The 17,440-nt window shown below is 67.2% G+C and carries 14 protein-coding genes; 7 read left to right on the top strand and 7 right to left on the bottom strand.

What is annotated here, in order from left to right:
• Positions 1-39 precede the first annotated feature (39 nt).
• Entirely contained in the window at positions 40-1,242 is a 1,203-nt protein-coding gene (locus GQ464_RS09575) for an RNA-guided endonuclease InsQ/TnpB family protein (protein WP_166979424.1), read from the top strand.
• A gap of 91 nt (positions 1,243-1,333) precedes the next feature.
• On the opposite strand, the gene murQ is transcribed toward GQ464_RS09575, so the two are convergent.
• Together murQ and GQ464_RS09565 are read right to left on the bottom strand one after the other, a co-directional pair.
• Positions 1,334-2,269 (bottom strand): N-acetylmuramic acid 6-phosphate etherase, encoded by a 936-nt coding sequence (murQ, locus tag GQ464_RS09570; protein ID WP_166979426.1) that lies wholly within the window; start codon positions 2,267-2,269, stop codon positions 1,334-1,336.
• Positions 2,247-4,997 carry a CHAT domain-containing protein gene (locus GQ464_RS09565; protein WP_166979428.1) on the bottom strand — a complete coding sequence of 917 codons (2,751 nt, stop codon included), beginning with the start codon at positions 4,995-4,997 and terminating at the stop codon, positions 2,247-2,249. The genes murQ and GQ464_RS09565 overlap by 23 nt, the downstream gene beginning before the upstream one ends.
• 70 nt (positions 4,998-5,067) lie before the next feature.
• Here GQ464_RS09565 and GQ464_RS09560 point away from each other — a divergent pair, with 70 nt between their 5' ends.
• The 3 genes from GQ464_RS09560 (at position 5,068) to GQ464_RS09550 (ending at position 8,313) form a co-directional block, all read left to right on the top strand.
• Positions 5,068-5,214 carry a hypothetical protein gene (locus GQ464_RS09560; RefSeq protein ID WP_166979430.1) on the top strand — a complete coding sequence of 49 codons (147 nt, stop codon included), beginning with the start codon at positions 5,068-5,070 and terminating at the stop codon, positions 5,212-5,214.
• Between the two features lie 248 nt (positions 5,215-5,462).
• Positions 5,463-6,608 carry a DNA replication/repair protein RecF gene (gene recF / locus GQ464_RS09555; protein WP_166979432.1) on the top strand — a complete coding sequence of 382 codons (1,146 nt, stop codon included), beginning with the start codon at positions 5,463-5,465 and terminating at the stop codon, positions 6,606-6,608.
• A gap of 169 nt (positions 6,609-6,777) precedes the next feature.
• Entirely contained in the window at positions 6,778-8,313 is a 1,536-nt protein-coding gene (locus GQ464_RS09550; RefSeq protein ID WP_166979434.1) for a M48 family metalloprotease, read from the top strand.
• An 82-nt stretch (positions 8,314-8,395) separates the two neighbouring features.
• On the opposite strand, the gene GQ464_RS09545 is transcribed toward GQ464_RS09550, so the two are convergent.
• The 4 genes from GQ464_RS09545 to GQ464_RS09530 form a co-directional block, all read right to left on the bottom strand.
• The gene (locus GQ464_RS09545) at positions 8,396-8,806 is read right to left on the bottom strand and encodes a MaoC family dehydratase (RefSeq protein ID WP_166979436.1); all 411 of its coding nucleotides are present in this window, start codon (positions 8,804-8,806) and stop codon (positions 8,396-8,398) included.
• Between the two features lie 122 nt (positions 8,807-8,928).
• Complete coding sequence (locus GQ464_RS09540) at positions 8,929-10,089, bottom strand: glycosyltransferase family 4 protein (protein ID WP_166979439.1); 1,161 nt, start codon at positions 10,087-10,089, stop codon at positions 8,929-8,931.
• A gap of 27 nt (positions 10,090-10,116) precedes the next feature.
• Entirely contained in the window at positions 10,117-11,016 is a 900-nt protein-coding gene (locus GQ464_RS09535; protein ID WP_228350166.1) for a hypothetical protein, read from the bottom strand.
• Between the two features lie 2 nt (positions 11,017-11,018).
• Positions 11,019-11,462 carry a hypothetical protein gene (locus GQ464_RS09530; RefSeq protein WP_228350765.1) on the bottom strand — a complete coding sequence of 148 codons (444 nt, stop codon included), beginning with the start codon at positions 11,460-11,462 and terminating at the stop codon, positions 11,019-11,021.
• 317 nt (positions 11,463-11,779) lie between these two features.
• On the opposite strand from GQ464_RS09530, the gene GQ464_RS09525 reads away from it, so the two are divergent.
• From GQ464_RS09525 to GQ464_RS09515, 3 genes are all read left to right on the top strand, one after another.
• On the top strand, positions 11,780-12,823 hold the full coding sequence (locus tag GQ464_RS09525) for a hypothetical protein (RefSeq protein WP_166979441.1): 1,044 nt from the start codon (positions 11,780-11,782) through the stop codon (positions 12,821-12,823).
• 111 nt (positions 12,824-12,934) lie between these two features.
• The gene (locus tag GQ464_RS09520; protein WP_166979443.1) at positions 12,935-13,672 is read left to right on the top strand and encodes a DUF3047 domain-containing protein; all 738 of its coding nucleotides are present in this window, start codon (positions 12,935-12,937) and stop codon (positions 13,670-13,672) included.
• Between the two features lie 45 nt (positions 13,673-13,717).
• On the top strand, positions 13,718-16,240 hold the full coding sequence (locus GQ464_RS09515) for an efflux RND transporter permease subunit (protein ID WP_166979445.1): 2,523 nt from the start codon (positions 13,718-13,720) through the stop codon (positions 16,238-16,240).
• Here GQ464_RS09515 and GQ464_RS09510 read toward each other — a convergent pair whose 3' ends face one another.
• Positions 16,241-17,440, bottom strand: a complete 1,200-nt coding sequence (locus GQ464_RS09510; RefSeq protein WP_166979447.1) for a glycosyltransferase family 4 protein — start codon at positions 17,438-17,440, stop codon at positions 16,241-16,243.

Below are 17,440 nucleotides of genomic sequence, written 5' to 3'. Positions count from 1 at the left end.
GCAACGACACTGAATGTCTCGTAAAGATTCAACGCCCACATGCCCACCCTACGTTACCGATACCGCTTCTATCCCAACGCCGGGCAGCGGCAGATGCTCGCCCGGCAGTTCGGGTGCGTTCGGTACGTCTACAACTGGGCGCTGGCAATGAAGCGCGATGCCTTCCGCGAGCGGGGCGAGAAGATCGGCTACGCCGAGACGGACAAGCGGCTGACGGCGCTGAAGCGGGAGCCTGATCATGCGTGGCTTCATGAAGTCTCCAGCGTTCCGCTTCAGCAGGCACTCCGGCACCTCGACAAAGCCTACACCGCTTTCTTCCGGGGTACTGCCCGCTTTCCGCGCTTCAAGGCGAAGAAGCACCGGCAGAGCGCCACGTACACCACGCGCGGCTTCTCGCTCAGAGACAGCGGAGTACCGGGGCAGCCTGTCGTGACGCTCGCCAGGATGAGCACCCCACTCAAGATCCGGTGGAGCCGCCCGCTTCCATCCGCTCCGTCGAGCCTGACGGTGGTTCAAGAACCCGATGGGACGTACTACATCTCGTTCGTCGTCGAGGTGAATTATCAACCTCTCCCGAGAACCAAGCGCAGCGTTGGTATCGACCTCGGCTTGAAGGATGTGGTCGTCACGTCGGATGGGTGGCGTAGCGGGAATAAGGGCCGTGTAACACGGCCAAAGCACCTCAAGCGTGCGCTGGATCGCCTTGCTCGTGAGCAGCGAAGGCTCGCTCGCAAGCAGAAGGGTTCCAGGAACTGGCACAAGCAGCGCCGGAAGGTGGCGAAGCTGCACGCGAAGGTCAGGAACCAGCGGCAGGATTTCTTGCACCAGCTTTCGACGCGGCTCGTGCGGCGGTACGACGTGATCTACACCGAATCGCTCTGCGTCAAGGGCATGGTTAAGAACCACAGCCTCGCCCGGGCCATCAGCGATGCCGGTTGGAGCGCGTTCGTCGGGATGCTGGAGTACAAGGCGACGTTGTACTGCAAACGCTTTGTGCAGATCGACCGCTGGTATCCGAGCAGCAAGACGTGTTCGGGTTGTAACTACACGATGGAGACTCTCCCGCTGGGTGTGCGGGCATGGGTATGCCCCCGCTGCGGGGCAGAGCACGACCGCGATATAAACGCGGCACAGAATATTCTGGCGGTCGGGCAGACCGTAGCCGAACGATCGTTCGGCAATGCTTGTGGAGACGGTGTAAGACCGGCGCTAACCTCGGTTAGCGAAGGCGACTGTCGATGAAGCAAGAATCCCACGTGCCCAGAGCCGTGGGAGTGTCAAGTGAAACAACTGGCCCGCCAGCCAGGGAGTGTTTCACGTGAAACATGGGTCTTCATGCCCCGGGATCATAGGCCTCGCCGGCGATGGCGGGGCGGACGAACCCACCGGCCCGTTCCAGTCGCTGCCGGGCCTCGCGGGCGTCGACGCCGGCCAGGATCATCACGAGGGCCGTTTTGACGTGCCCGCCGGCCGCCTTCAGCACCCGTTCGGCCTCGGCGTAGTCCACGCCCGTGACCATCATCACGGTGCGTTTCGAACGCTCGACCAGCTTCAGGTTGGTCATCTGCAGGTCCACCATCATGTTCTCATAGACCTTGCCGAGCCGTACCATCGCGGCCGTCGTGATCATGTTCAGCACGAGCTTCTGCGCGGTGCCGCTTTTCATCCGTGTCGAGCCCATGACGACCTCGGGACCGACGACCGGGCAGATGGCCACGTCCACCTCCAGGTTGAACTCGGACCGGGGGGTGCAGGTGACGAAAAGCGTCTTGCACCCCTGCCCCCGGGCGTACCGGACGGCCCCGACGACATACGGCGTGCGGCGGCTGGCGGCGATCCCGCAGACCACGTCCTCCGCCCGAAGGCCGAACGCCTCGAGGTCTCGTGCGCCGTCCTCCTCCCGGTCCTCGGCCCCTTCCTGGGCGCGGAACATGGCTTCCCGCCCGCCGGCGATGAGTCCCTGCACCATCTCGGGGGGCGTACCATAGGTCGGCGGGCACTCGGCGGCATCCAGCACGCCCAGGCGGCCGCTGGTGCCGGCCCCGACGTAGAGCAGCCGCCCGCCCCGGCGAAAAGCCGACACCACCAGGTGTACGGCCTGTTCGATGTACGGGATCTCGCGGCGGACGGCCACCGGTACCAGATGGTCTTCCGTGTTGATGACTTCCAGGATCTCGCGCACCGGCGCCAGGTCGATGTGGCGCGAATGCGGGTTGCGCTGTTCGGTGGCCAGGGCCTTGAGTTGCTCAAACAGGGGAGAGGTGCTCATCCGTAACCCTCCGGCTCGTGGAACGACGACGCCAGAAGATATAGGCCGAGAGGGGCAGCACGCACGCGAAGATCAGAAGAAGCCAGGGCAGGACCGGCGGGCGGCGCGGCGTCAGGGGGATCGGGTCCACGCTGCCGAAGAGCACGGGGCCGGCCCAGAAGAACGGGCTGGCCTTGCTCGGGGGGGCCTCCTCCAGGAATTCGAGGCGGGCCCGCTGGAGCGCCACATCTTTGGGCAGCCCGTCCCGAAGGTACCGGTAGAAGGTCTCCATCAGCCGTGCCGTCGTCTCGTCGTCGGCCAGCCAGAGGGTGGCGACGGAACTCGGGACGCCCAGTTCGCGGAAGGTCTGCTGCAGTCCTGCCATGCCCTCGCCCGGCTGGTAGGTGCCGCGGGCCGTGCTGCATCCGCTCAACGTCACCAGGTGTACCCGGAAGGGGCGCCGCTGCAACTCGTAGAGGTAGACCACCCCGTCGTATTCGGGCGCGGCGGGGTCGGGCGAGAGGAAGAACGCGTTGTAGAGCGGCGTTTTCGGGTGGACGATGACATGCGAGGCCAGGTGCAGCACGCGGGGCGGCACGTCCTGCTCGAAGAGGGCCGTTTCGGTGGCCTGTTCGTCGAGGAGGGTGCGGGCGCGGGCGAAGAGCCGCCCCAGCGCGGTGATCTCGCGACGGACGGCCGGCAGGTTGGGCAGGGTTTCGCCGGCGAGGCCCGTCGTGCGGAACCACGCCCGGATCGCCTCTTCGTTGTACCGGGTCTTGCCCAGCGCCAGCACCTCCACCGGCGGGTCGCCCGGAGGCGGTTCCTCCAGGAGCAGCGCGGCCGCCACATCCACCGAGATCGGGTATTTCTTGAACAGGTACGGGGCCTCCCGGTAGGCATAGCGCGGGGCCTCGGCCTCGACGAGCATGCCGAACGGGAACATGAACAGCGGGCCGTCCGGCAGGACGGTCAGGCGGCTGCCGGGCGGGACGAAGGCGGCTGCCGGGGCGAACAGCACGCGGTATAGTTCGTGCAGAACGGTGTTGTCGAAGTGAAGCCGGTTGAGGCTCACCTCGGTGCTGCCCGAAAGCAGAGGGCTGACCCGGGCGAGCAGCGCGCGCAGTTCGGCTTCGGAGACGGCGAGGGGGACGGCCACGAGCGTGTCTGGCGTCAGGACGAACACCGCCGAGCGGGCATGCCGGCCGAGCAGCCGGTCCTCTTTGTCGATGAAGTAGGAGAGCAGCACGCGGTTCTGCCTGGCGAGCCGTTCGCGGACCGCTTCGGGTGCGGCCGGCGTCAGGGGCGAGGTGGCGGGCAGCAGGGCGCTGCGCTCGAACTGGGCAAGGGTCAGCCGGTGCTGGAGGTTGAGGCGCCGGGCGGCGGGAGGGGTGCCCTGGAGGGCGGTGCGCAGGTTCGTGATAACGGCGGTGAGGCTGTCGTAGCGCGCCCGGGTGGCGGGGTCGGCGGTGTGGAGGGCGTCCATCTCGCCCCGGACGTCGAGGAGATGGCGGGCCCGCGTGCGTTCGAGCGCCATGAACGCCTCCTCGACCCGTCCTGCCGCCAGATAGACGCGCACCAGCCCCCGGTACGGTTCCTGCCAGTCGGCAAATGCCGCCAGCGACAGTTCGGTGGTGCCCAGGTCGGCCCGGTGGATCTCGGTGAGTTCGGCGGCTCGCTCGTAGTGGGCGATGGCCCCCCAGCGATCGCCGTGCTTCTCGGCCAGGAAGCCTGCCAGGTTGTGCGTGGCGGCGGTTCGGTGCGAGGGCGGGAGTTCGGCGGCCCGGACCAGCGCCTGCCGGAGGGCTGCCTCTGCCGCCTCGTCCTCTCCGAACACCAGGTGAACCAGGGCCGTCTTATGGGCGACGAGGTGGTCGAGGACCGGGTCGTGCAGGGGCGCGGCCAGGCGGGTTGCCTGCTCCAGGTGCCGCCGGGCGGTGACGGTGTCGCCCAGGTAGGCATGTGTCTCGGCGAGCTGGAGATGAACCCGCGCCAGGCGGTCCGGGAGGTTGAGGGGCGCCAGTTGTGCGGCCGCCGTCTCGTATTGCTGTACCGTCACCTGCAGGTCACGGGTCGTGCCCGTGTCTTCTTGCACGTACCGGGTGAGCATGAGGTCGGCAAGGCTGATCGGCAGGTGGGCGCGCAACCGTCGCAACGCGGCGGGGTCGGAGACCTCGGCCGGTGTGAGGGCGCGGGTGAGCGTATCGACCTGTTCGAACAGGCGCCGGGCCGCCTCATAGTCTCGCACGAACGCGTGGAGGACGCCCAGGTCCAGGCTCAAAGAGGCCAGCCGGAGCACGCCGAGCGGGGGGGCGTACGTGACCGCCCGGGCGTAATCCGAAAGGGCGCGTCCGTAGTGTCCCAGGGTATAGTGCAGGTAGCCGCGCCGGTGATGCATCGCGCATAGCCAGAGGGAATCGGCCCGAGGGCCGTACCGGTCGAGATAGTCGCCGTACCGGGCCAGGGCTTCACCGGTGCGGCCCAGCCCCACCAGGGCGTCGATCTCGTCGAGGTACAGGAACCCGGCCTGCTCGGCATCGGGGGTTCCCAGGCAGGCCCGGGCCCGCCGGGCCACCTCGATCCGGGCGTGGAGGGAGTCGGGAAGGTGGCGGTGGTGGTACAGCGCCCGGGCCCGCCGGACGAGGGGCTCACAATCGGGGGGGACGTTCTGCCCGCGGGTCTCTTGACCGGCCACGAGCGCCGAAAAAAGAAAAACGAGCAGGAGAGGCAGGAGGCGGTTGACGCGGATCACGGGGGATTCCTATCTTCTGTCCGTTATCAGTAAGGTTCACATCCATTTAAAGTAAGCACCGGAGGACATCATGAAAAGGTGGCGCTTTTACCTGCCCATGAGCGACGAGGAGCCGGAAGGAGACGAGCTTGCCGGTGAAGCCGGGGGCGATGGAGGAGACGGCAACGATCCCGCACCGCCGTGCGGTCCCGATCATCCGGACTATCCGAACTGCTGAGTGGGGACCGTATCCGCGGTGTCCCGGTTCTGGAGGGTCGTCTTTCAAGCTGAATTTAGGTCGGCGGGCCCTGCATCGAAAGGGGTGCAGGGCTTTTTTCTTGGGAGCGGGTCCGGGGGCGGTGCAGGAGGCCCGCGCGATCCCGCCTCGCTTGCATCGCGTGTTTCCGTGCCTCCATTCGGCCCATCTGAACGAAACCGGGCGGGGGGCGTTCATCCTGCCGGATTGCCGCGAACCCGTCCGTCCCCATGATCCTCCGCGACCTTCGCTTGCATGCCTTCCGCGCCCATGCCGAGACGCGCCTCACCTTCGCTCCGAAGGTGAACCTGCTCGTCGGGCCGAACGGGGCGGGAAAGACGAACGTCCTGGAGGCGGTTCACTACCTGTGTCTCTCGAAGAGTTTCATCGCGTCGCAGGACGGGTATGTGCTGCGGCAGGGGGCGCCGTTCTTTGAGGTGGAGGGAACGTTCGAGGGAGAGCAGCGGCCCCACCTCCGGGCGCGGCTCGTGTATGTGCCGGAGGAGGGGAAGCGGCTCTTCATCAACGGGGCCCCGCTGGAGCGGCTGGCCCAGGTGGTGGGCATGCTGCCGGTGGTCGTCTTCTCCCCGCTCGACCAGGCGATCACCGCCGGCGGCCCGGACGAGCGCCGCCGCTTCCTGGACAACATCCTCAGCCAGGCCCGCCCCGTTTACCTGGACGACCTGCTCAAGTACCGCCGCGCGCTGCGACAGCGCAACGTGTTGCTCGCGGAGGCCCGCCGCCGGGGCGCCGCTCCGCCGCCGGCCCTGATGGCGTCGTGGGACGAGGAGCTGGTCACGCTCGGCAGCCGGGTCATTGCAGGGCGGTTGCGCTTCATGCACGAGTTCGCCGCATTCCTGGAAGCGGCCTACGCCCGGATCGAGTCGGTGGCCGAGCGCCCGACCATCACCTATGTCTCGCTCGACGGGCTCGATCCGGAAGCCGACGAGGCGGCCGTGGCAGAGGTCTTCCGCCGGCGCCTGGCCCGGCTGGCCCGCCGTGAGCAGCAACGCGGTCGTACCCTGGCCGGCCCCCACCTCGACGAGCTGGTGTTTTACCTCAACGGCCTCGAGGTGCGGCGCTACGCCTCGCAGGGCCAGCACCGCACCTTCGGCATGGCCCTCAAGCTCGCCCAGTTCTTCTACCTTCAGGATCGCCTCGAAGAGACCCCCCTGCTCCTGCTCGACGACGTTTTCGACAACCTCGACCCCGTGCGGGCCGAAGGGTTTCTGCACCTGTTGCAGTCGGGCGCCGTCGGGCAGAGTCTCATCACGGCGGCCCGCCTCGACCCGTTTGACGGTATCGTTCCCTTCGGCGAGGACGTGCACCGGCTGATCCGCGTGGAGGCGGGAGCCGTCTGCGAGGCCGGGGCGTAGGGAAGGCCGCCTGGCGTCACGGTGTGTGGCGCGGGTTGATCCGCCTTGCGTATCATGCCCCAAAGGATGCGGCGGCCCGCCCGTGGTTTATGGGCCGTGTCAGACGGCCTGACAGGTTCGGCCGGGAGAACGCGCAGGAAGGTATCAAGCACTAACGATGGAAAGGACGATGTTTCACGTGAAACACTCTCCGGCGGGAGGCCGCGCGCCCGCGCTGCTGCGGGCCTTTCTGGTCGTAGTGATGGCGGCGGGCCTCGTCGCCGGCTGCGTCGCCACGCGCGACGTGAACCCGATCACGGGCAACAAGCGGCTCTACGGCTACACCTGGGAGGAGGAGATCCAAAGCGGGCGGGAGGCGGACCCGCAGATCGTGGCGCAGTTCGGGCTGTACGAGGACGAGGCGCTGGCCGAGTACGTGCGGCGCGTCGGGGAAAAGGTGCTGGCGCACAGTCACCTCCGCCACCAGAACGCCGAGCCGCGCTTCCGCAACCTGGCCTTCACGTTCCGCGTGCTCGACAGTCCCGTGGTCAACGCCTTCGCCCTGCCCGGCGGGTACGTCTACGTGACGCGGGGGCTGCTGGCGCACCTGGAGAACGAGGCCCAGCTGGCCGTGGTGCTCGGCCACGAGATCGGGCACGTCGCCGGGCGGCACGCCTCGAAGCGGGCGGCCTCGCAGTCGCTGCTCCAGCTTGGCCTCATCACCGGCGCCGTCGTCGGGCAGGGCATCTTCGGCGGCAACACGGCCGAGCAGGTGCTCAACCTCGGCAGCACGGGCCTGCAGCTGCTTTTTCTCAGCTACGGCCGCGACGACGAGCGGGAGTCCGACGACGTGGGCGTGGAATACGCGGCAAAGGCCGGATACAAGGTGGGGGAGGCGGCCGCCTTCTTCCGCACCCTCGAGCGTCTCAGTGCACAGAGCAACCAGCGCCTGCCGTCGTTCCTCTCCACCCACCCCGACCCCGGCGAACGGGAGCAGACGATACTGCGGTATGCTGCCGAATGGGAGGCCCGTATCAACCTGACCGAAGTCGGCCGCGATGCCTTTCTCGCCCGGATCGACGGGATCGTCCTCGGGGACAATCCGCGCCAGGGCTTCGTCGAGGACGGGCTGTTCTATCACCCCGACCTGCGTTTCCAGTTTCCCGTGCCGCCGAACTATCAGGTGATCAACGAGCCGGCCCGGGTTCTCCTGGTAGCCCCCGATCAGCAGGCCCTGATGCTCTTTACCATCGAGGCGCAGGCGAAGACGGCGCGCGATGCCGCCGGTCGCTTTGCCGCCCAGGAAGGCATCACGGTCGTCGACTCGGGCCCGTCCACGGCCGGCGGCAACCCGGCCTATTACGTGGAAGCCCGCGCCCGGACACAGGACGGGCAGAACCTGGGGCTGCTGGCCTATTTCATCGAGTACGGCGGCAACGTCTATGCCTTCACGGGCTATACCCTGGCCTCGCTCTACGAAACCTACGCCGACGTCTTTACCATGACCATGCGGGGCTTCGCGCGGCTGACCGACCCGCGCATCCTGAACGTGCAGCCGGTCCGCCTGGCCGTGGAGACGGCCTCCCGCGCGGCGCCGTTCCATACCTTCGTCCCGGAAGCGGGTCGCCTGCCGCGCGGATGGGACGTCGAACGGATGGCGATCCTGAACCAGGTCGAGCGCAATACGCCGGTCGAGCCGGGGCGCAAGCTGAAGCTGGTCCGCTAGCCGCGTGGTGGAGGGCGCTGCGGCGTGCGTTCAACGAGCGGGGCAGGCCCGCGTCCCCGCCCTTTCGTGCCGCCGGAGGGGGCTATCCCGGGGGGATGAGGGTGGCTTCGCCACCGAGGGCCATTTTGCCGCCGCTGTAGACGAAGATGCGCATGCGGACGTGCCGGTGTTTTTCGATCTTTTCTGCCACGCGCACCTCGACGGTGATTTCGGAGTCGACGTGCACCGGCCGGAGGAACCGGCACGAGATGTTGACGGCTACGCTGCCGTGTCCGGGGAAATCGCGCCCGAGCACCTTCGAGACGATGCCGAGCAGGTAAACGCCGTGCACGATCGGTTTGCCGAACCGGGTGGTCCGGGCATAGGCCTCATCGACGTGGATCGGGTTGTCGTCGCCGGAGAGTTCGGCGAACAGGCGCACCTCCTCGGCCGTGACGACGCGGTTGATCGAGAACGAGTCGCCGATCTGAAGGGAATCGTACGTGTGGGGCATGGAAAACCGTGGATGGGTCGCGTTGAGCCATGCGACCCGGCTCAACGCAGCCTGGATCGTCTGGAGTCTGTGCGGACGTGGGCGTGTCCGGTCCGGCAAGGTAAGCAAGAGGGCCGGAAAAACTAAAGCGGAGCTTTTGCAAAAGCCGCCAGGTCCCGCCGGAGGGTTGCGAAGAGGCGGTCGGCGGCGTGGTCCCAGGTGAAGGCTTCGAGGACGCGCCGCCGTCCCTGCCGGCCCAGGTGCCGGGCCCAGTCGGGGGCGGCCAGAAGCCGGCACAGGGCGGCAGCCAGCGTGGGGGGGTCGTCCGGCGGCACGAGCAGGCCCGTCTCCCCGTCGGCGACGGCGTCGGGGATGCCGCCCGTCCGGGCACCGACGACGGGTTTGCCGCACGCGCCGGCTTCGAGGAAGACGAGGCCGAAGCCCTCGACGTGGGGAGGGTCGAGGCGGGAAGGCATCACGAAGACGTCGCAGGCGTTGTAGAGGAGGGGCAGGTCGTCGTCCGGAATCCGGCCACAGAAGCGCACGTGGTCGGTCACGCCGAGATCGCGGGTAAGGCCTTCGAGCCGGGGGCGATCCGGCCCGTCGCCGCCGATGAGGTAGACGACCTCCGGCACAGCCTCGACCACCTGCGGGAGCGCCTGCAGGACCGTGTCGACGCCCTTGCGCGGTACCAGCCGGCAGACGGTCAGCAGGGTGGGACGGTGCTCCAGCCCGAGGCGCGTGCGGAGGGGGGTAGCCTCCAGGGGGACGAAGCGGTCCGGGTCGGTTCCATTGGGCACGACGGTCCAGCGTTCGGGGCGGACCCCCGCCGCGGCCAGCAGCCCGCCCGTGTACCGGCTGACCGGGAAAAGGTGATCGGCCCGGCGGAGGATGGCCCGGCGCAGCTGGTCGTAGAGGCCGCCGAAGGGCCGGGGCAGCGGGTTGAAGAGCAGCTCCCGCCCGTGCGCGGCCACGTATACCCGCCGGAGGTGCCCCAGCCGCCGGGCCGCGAGCCCCGTGCCCGCCGTCGCCCATTGCACGTGTAACGTGGCGTCGGCCGGACGATGCCGGGTGTGGTGGAGGAGGGCCCCGAGGGCCTTCACCGCGAAGCTGTCGTAGCCGGCGCGGACGCGGATGACGGGAAAGGGAAGTCGTGCGTCCGTGGCCTCACAGCCGGCAATGTGCGGGGCCAGCACGGCAAAGTCGTCGCACCGGGGCGCCAGCCGGCGGGCCAGTTCCAGGGCGTACGTCTGCGTGCCGCCGGTGTCCGGTGGGAAGTCCTGGGTCAGGAGGAGCAGGCGCATACGGCGGGTTGGAGCCGTGAAAGGGGCTCAGGTAAACCGCAAACTGGCCCGCCGGATCCGCTCGAAGGCCGTCGCTCCCAGGTGGGCCAGCCCCCGGTCGATCCAGGCATGCCAGGGGTAGGCCAGCAGCAGGAGCATCACGTTGTTCGCCGGGAAGTTGATTTGCATCGAGAGCAGGATGCCGATGTGCATCGTGAGGAGCAGCGTCATGATGTAGGGGCGGGTGCGCTTGAACCACATCAAAAAGGCGAAGAATTCCGCCAGCAGGCCGAAGGTCAGGATCAGCGTGGCGATGGGAACGGCGCTCAGCGCCAGTTCCTGCACCCAGGTGTAATGGATCTCCCCGGTGATGGAGAAGGTGTCCACCGTTCGCTCGGCGATCCACATCCACAGGTGCCGTCCGTCCACCCAGCCCGGTCCCGAGGCGACGAGCTTGCATACGGCCGCCGAGACGTAGCCCAGGCCGAGGAAGAAATAGCTGAAGCCGAAGACGAAACGCCGCTGCCGGTCCCGGTCGTCGAAGCAGAGCGGGGCCAGCGCCATGCCCACCAGCACCATGCCGATGATGTTCGAGCCGTGCGAGATCTCCCCCAGGCAGAAGCGGGAAACGTACTGGAGGTGCAGCAGGAGCAGGGCCGCCAGGTAGCCGTAGCGCCACCGCCGGAAGAACGCCAGCGCCGCGGCCACCGTGATGGCGCCCGCGTTCAGAAGCGAGACGCCGTGCTCGAACATGAACGAGATGTCGATGTACTGCGCGATGCCCAGCGGCAACACCACCTCGCCGATCCGCTGGATGTAGAAGCCCCAGTCCCAGGCGAAATGCAGGACCCAGTAGAGCACGGCCAGTTCGAAAAGGCGATAGAAGAGCCGTTCGCCCGTGGTTTCGGGGCGCTCGAAATCGAAAAGGTTCTTGAGCAACCGGTTCATGGTCATCGGGCGTCGGAGGTGGGAAGGGACAGACCAGGGTTGAAGTAGGTCGAGTCCGGCGTCAGGAGGATGAAGGGCGTATAGGTGACGGCCACGGAGTCCGGTTCGTGCAGCCGGCCCTCGACGCGGTAGATGAGCAGGCCAACCTCGTCCAGGGTGCTCCGGAACAGCTTGCGCATACCGCGGATGCGCTGTGCGTCCCATACGGCCGACTTCGAGACGAAATTGGCGATGTCGTTCTGGTTGATACCCGTCTCGCCGAGCGGGAAAGGATGGCCCGGGAGGGCCTCGGGGGTGTGCACCGTCTGCCAGGAGATTCCCTCGCCGCCGGCGGGCACCTCGCGCACGACGGCCCGCACCCACGGGTGGCCGCCCCGGGAGAACATCGGATAGATGCTGAAAGGCCAGAACTCGCCCAGGTGGGTGGCGGTCAGGAGGGCATACACCAGCAAGGTGCCGGCCGAGGCACGCAGGGCCCTGCGATAGGCGGGCCTCCTACGCGTTCCTTGGGCAGTTGGGTGTTCCATGGGTAATAGCCGTTTCTCGTCAGTAAAGTCGAAATAGAAGGGGCTGGTGTTACAAGATGTTTTCAGGCCGGAAGGTTTCTCCGGGTCGCCGGTATGTCCTTATCTTCCGAAGATTCATGGCCGGGGAGAATCTTCGGGGAACGATCCCGGTAGGAAGCCAACCGAAACGGTGTACGCGCCGGGCCGGACGGTATGTTGCGCGACGCAATCTTTTTTGACGACAACCACACGCCTGCATGCTGGCGATCGTGACACACTGGCATCGTTTCGCGGCGTCGGATCGGGGGCGGATGGTGCTCCGGGCGTTGCGAGGGCTGTTCTGGCTCGGGATGCTGGGCTACCTGGGGTACAAGCTGGTTCATATCGGGTGGGCGGCGATCTGGGCGTCGCTCCCGCGGCAACCGCTCTTCTACCTGCTTTTCCTGGCGCTCTACTTTCTGCTGCCGCTCGCCGAGGTGGTCATGTACAAGGTCACCTGGCCGTTTGCGGGCTGGCGCAGCATTCCCGCCTTCGTCAAGAAGCGGATCTACAACAAGGAAGTGATGGGGTACGCGGGCGAGGTGTACTTCTTCACATGGGCCCGGCGGCACGTCGCCCTCCCCGAAGCGGAACTGGCCAAGACGATCCGGGACAACAACATCCTCTCGTCGGCCGCCTCGACGCTCGTTGCGCTGGGCCTGCTGGGGGTTTTTCTGTATCTCGGCCACCTGCGCCTCACCGATGTGCTCCGGAATGAGGACGTGGGCTACTGGATGGGGGCCGGCATCCTGATGGCGCTCCTGGTGCCGGTGGGGCTGCGTTTTCGCAAGTACCTTTTCTCAATGGCGGCGAAGACGGCCCTGGTGATCTTCGCCCTGCAGTGTGGCCGGCTCGTGCTCGGTCAGGTGCTCCAGATCGGGCAGTGGGCCGTCGTCATGCCGTCGGTTCCGCTCGGGACCTGGTTCACCTTCGCCGCCATCTCCATCATCCTGACGCGGATCCCGTTCCTGCCCAACCAGAACCTGGTTTTCATGGGCGTCGGCGTCGAGTTGTCCACCAGCCTGGGCGTTCCCGAAGCGGCGATGTTCAGTATGCTGGGCGTGATCACCGCGCTCGACAAGCTGCTCAGCTTCGGGCTGTTCGTGCTGTTCTCGCTGAAGAAGGAGGAGGCGGCGCCGGAGGTGGACCGGGCCTCCGTGGGCGAGTGGGTGGTGCGGGTGATGACGCGGCGGGATCCGTCGGGAAAGCGACCGGCGGCCACACCGGAGGACCGGGCGCCGGAACGGCGCATGCCGGCCTGAACGATCCCGTACCGGTGGACCTTTGGTATTCGTTTTGCTGTACCCGATCTTTCTGTCGCCGGGGCCCGGTCCGGCTGGCTCGTCCGTCGTCACGCACCCTGTTCATACGCCATGCGCTTTTTTCTGTCGTTGCTTTTGCTCCTCGGGTTCGTGCTCCCGCCCCGGCCGGCCGAAGCCCAGGCCGGTGTCTCGCTGCGCATGGACCATGTGATCGTGCTGGACGATTTCGAGAGCTATGCGGACGGGGCCCTGCCCGTGCGGTGGAAATACCTGCACGACCGGAAGCTGATGCCGCTGGAGCCCCGTTTCATGCGCCCCAAAGAGCGGTTCTACGTCGTCGACGAGGGGCAGAACAAGGTGCTGCGGGTCTACACCGAGGGCGAGGCGGTTCACCTGACGATGGCGAACGAGCCCGAGGGGTTCGACTGGGACCTGCGCACCCATCCCCGCCTGCGCTGGCGCTGGCGGGCCCTGCGCCTGCCCGAAGGCGCCCACGAGGATGACGAACGGTTCAACGATACCGGGGTGGCCCTCTACGTCTACTTTCGCATCACCGGGGTCGCTTTCCTCCGGCGGCCCGAAGGCATCAAGTACACCTACAGCAGCACCCTCCCCGTCGGCACCGTCGTCGACTACGGCAAGCTCAAGGTGCTCGTCGTCTCCAGCGGGGCCGACGGTATCGGAGCGTGGCACACCATCGAGCGCGATGTGGTGGCCGACTACCGGCGCCTCTTCGGGACGGACCCCCCGGATCGCCCCCTCTCCATCCGGCTCTGGAGCGATTCGGACAACACCGGCACGGTCGGCGAGGCGGACTTTGACGACATCGTGCTCCTGCCGGCCAGGTAGATCCCGGGCAGGAGCCGGGGCGCATCCGGCTAAAAAGCAGGAAAGATGAACCGCTTTTTTCAACGGCTTCGACCTTTCATTCGGATCGTGGTGCGGCGGGCCGGCTTCGTCCTGGCCCTCGCCGTGGGCTTGTCGGCGCTCGGCCTCTTCTTCGCCCGCAACCTCAGCATCGACACCGACCTGGCCAACCTGGTGCCGGAGGACTACCCGAGCGTGCAGGCGCTCGAACGGCTGAAGGAAACCGTCGGGGCGGAGAGCGAGGCGGCGGTCGCGATCGAAAGCCCCTCTTTCGAGGCCAACCGGGCCTTCGCCGAAGCCTTCATTCCCCGTGCCCTTGCCCTGAAAGGGGAAGCTTATCCCGAACCCTACTTCAGCCGCGTCGATTACCGGAACGACGTCACATTCCTCGAAAACAACGCCCTCTACTTCGCCACCCCGGAAGAACTCGACCGGCTCGAAACCTACCTCCGGGAAAAGGTCGAGGAGGCGAAGCTGGAGGCCAACCCCTTCTATTTCGACCTCGAAGAAGAGGACGAGGCGGAGCCGGACACCGTGGCCGCCGAGCTCAGGGCCGTCTACAACGAGATCGTGGCGAAGGAGTATCCGATCTCGGACGACAGCACCACGATGGTGCTGCGCTTTTACCCCACCGGAGCCCAGACGGACATCGGGTTCCTGGAAGACATGTACCGGGATCTCGAACGCCTCGTCCGGGAGATGGACCCGGCGTCCTACCACCCCGAGATGAAGGTGACGCTGGCCGGACGGCTCTACCGGCAGTTGACCGAGGTGCGTACCCTGGAGCGCGACGTGACGCGATCGTTCGGGGCTGGCGTGTCGGCGGTGCTGTTGCTCGTGGTGCTGTATTTCTTCTACAAAGGTTACCGGGCGCGGGCGGGCAAGACGTTCTCCGGGCGTATCCTCCTAGCCGAGCTGGCCCGTACCCCGGTGATGGCGCTCGTCATCGGGGTGCCGCTGCTGATGAGCCTCTCGTGGACGTTCGGCGTGGCGTACCTGGCCTTCGGTAAGCTCAACCTGATGACCTCCACGCTCGGGCTGGTGCTCTTCGGCCTCGGCATCGACTTCGGCATCCACTTCTACGCGCGCTACACGGAGGAACGGGCCCACGGCCACGGCGTGAGCGAGGCCGCCGAGATCACCTTCACCAGCACCGGGCAGGCCATCACCGTCGGTGCGCTGACGACGGCGCTGGGCCTCTATGTGCTCGTCGTCGCCGACTTCAAAGGGTTCAGCGAGTTCGGATTCATCTCCGGAACGGGCATCGTGCTGGCGCTCGTGGCCATGCTCGTGGTGATGCCGGCGCTGATCGCCGTCTTCGAGCGCCGGCGGCTGCTGAACCTGGAAACGACCGTGGATGGAGCCGGCGCCCCGGCAGGAGGAACCCGGCGCTTCCCGGCGGCGCGGGGGATCGTCCTGGCCAGCCTGGCCGCCGTCGTGGCGGCCCTCGTCTTCCTGCCCCGCGTGGGCTTCGAGTACGACTTCGGCAAGCTGGAGCCCGAATACACCGAGTACAACGCCCGCCGCGACGTCGTCCGCCGGGTCTACGAGCCGAGTCCCTATCGAAACCCCGCCTATATCGTCGCCGACGCACCGGAGGAGGTCCCCGCGGTGGTAGCGGCCCTGCGGGAGAAGATGGCGCAGGATACGCTCTCACCCACCATCGGACGCGTCGAGAGCCTGCAGGACCGCTTCCCCATGACGCCCGCGGCCCAGCAGGCCCGGCTGGACCGCATCGCCGAGATCCGGGCCCTGCTGGAGGATCCCTTCCTGCAGGCAGAAGACGACCCCGACCTGGCCCGCCTGCGCCGTGCGGCCCAGACCCGCACCCCCATCGGGCTCGATCAGGTACCCGACTTTCTCAAAAGACGCTTCAGTTCCAAGACGGGCGAAATCGGCAACTTCGTCATCATCTACCCCTCCGTGGGCCTGGCCGACGGGCGCAATTCCATCGCCTTCTCGGACGATGTAGGCACCGTGCGGACCGAGGACGGCCGGGTCTATCATGCCGGTTCCACCTCGCTCGTGGCGGCGGATATGCTCCGGCTCATGCAGGCCGAGGCCCCCTACATGGTGGCGGCTACGTTCGTCATCGTGGCGCTGCTGATGTGGCTCAACTTCGGCACCCTCCGCTGGGCCGCCCTGGCCCTCCTGCCGCTGATCGTAGGGGTACTCTGGATGCTCCTCCTGGTGGAGATTTTTGGGTTTAAGTTGAATTTTTACAATATCATAGTGCTTCCGGCCATTCTCGGCATCGGCAATGACGCGGGCGTGCATCTCGTCCACCGGTATCGGGAGGAGGGGCCCGGCTCGATCTGGCGGGTTTTGCGTTCGAGCGGGGAGCACGTGGCCATGGCGTCCATCACGACGATGATGGGCTTTGCCGGGCCGCTGCTGAGCTTCCACCCGGGGCTGCGCTCGATCGGCGAGCTGGCCGTCCTCGGCATCGGAGCCACCCTGGCGGCGGCACTGCTGTTTCTGCCGGCGCTGCTGCAGTGGCTCGAAGACCGGGCGGAGGAGCCGGCCACCGGGGCCCGGGTGGGGCGCTGATCAGAGGAGGGCGGCCGTTGCTTCGAGCGGCGCGGGAGCCGGCACGCCGGTGACCAGCGTGCGCAGCGTGGTCACGTGGCGCTCGGCGATGGCGGACCAGCAGAAGTTCTCCGCGGTGAAGGCAGCGGCCCGGTGCGAGGCGGCTTCGAGGGCCGGGCGGTTGTGATAGTAGGCCATGACGGCTTCGGAGAAGCCCCAGGCGTCCCCGCTTTCGATCAGGTGCCCGTTGACCCCTTCGCTGATCACGTCCCGGATGCCTTCGAGCCGGGCGGCGATGGTGGGGAGGCCGCCGCCGAGCGCGGCTTCGAGCATCACCACCCCGAAGCCTTCGAGGTCGTTCGGCATGGGGACGTTCGGCATGATGAACAGGTCGGCGCCGCGGTAGAGCGTCTCCAGCTCTTTTTCCGAGACCCGCCCGAGCAGGCGCACGCGGTGTTCGAGGCCGCGCCGGGCCACGGCGGCCCGGATGTTGTCCGCCTCGGGGCCGTCGCCGGCGAGCCAGTAATGCACGTCTTCGGGCAGGAGCGGCATCACGTGTTCGACGAACCAGGCGAAGCCCTTGCGCGGCACCTGACGGCCGACGCTGCAGAGCAGCAGGCCGTCATCCGGCGGCACGTGCAGCGGGCCGAAGGTGCGGACGAGTTCGCGGCGCATCGTTTCCCGGTCGGCCAGCGGGCGGAAGCGCTTCAGGTTGATGCCGTTGGGGATGACGTGGAGCTTCTCGTCCGGCACGCCGCGTTCGCGGCAGACCCCGGCGCTGGCCCGGCTGACCGGCAGCACGGCGTCGAGCACGTCAAAAGCCCGGCGGACGGCATGCTGGTACGGGGCGATGGGCGTCGTCACGTCCCGCCCGTGCACGATGGCGGCGGTGATGATCCCGCTTTCCCGTAACAGCTTCTTCGGCAGCCACATGAGCGCCGGCGTGACGATCGAGGAAAAGAGGATGGCGTCGATGGCGCGTTGCTGGATGAGCCGGCGGATGTGCCGGTGTCCGCGGATCATGTAGGCGGGGCCCCGGAGCCAGTGCATCGTCCAGGAGCTCTGGAGCAGGTGGGCCGAGAGTTTCAGGTCCGGGCGCCGGCGCAGTGCTTCGAAGAGCTCCGTGGCCACGCGTTGCATGCCGCCGAGGTTGGCCAGCGGTCGCCCGGCGGGCGGGAACGAATGGGAGACGTAAAGCAGGCGCAGGGTGTTCTGTGGCAT

The sequence above is a fragment of the Rhodocaloribacter litoris genome, from assembly GCF_011682235.2.
Lineage (GTDB): Bacteria > Bacteroidota > Rhodothermia > Rhodothermales > ISCAR-4553 > Rhodocaloribacter > Rhodocaloribacter litoris.
Note: the sequence above shows the minus strand (reverse complement) of the source record. Positions and strands in the feature narration are given on the sequence as shown.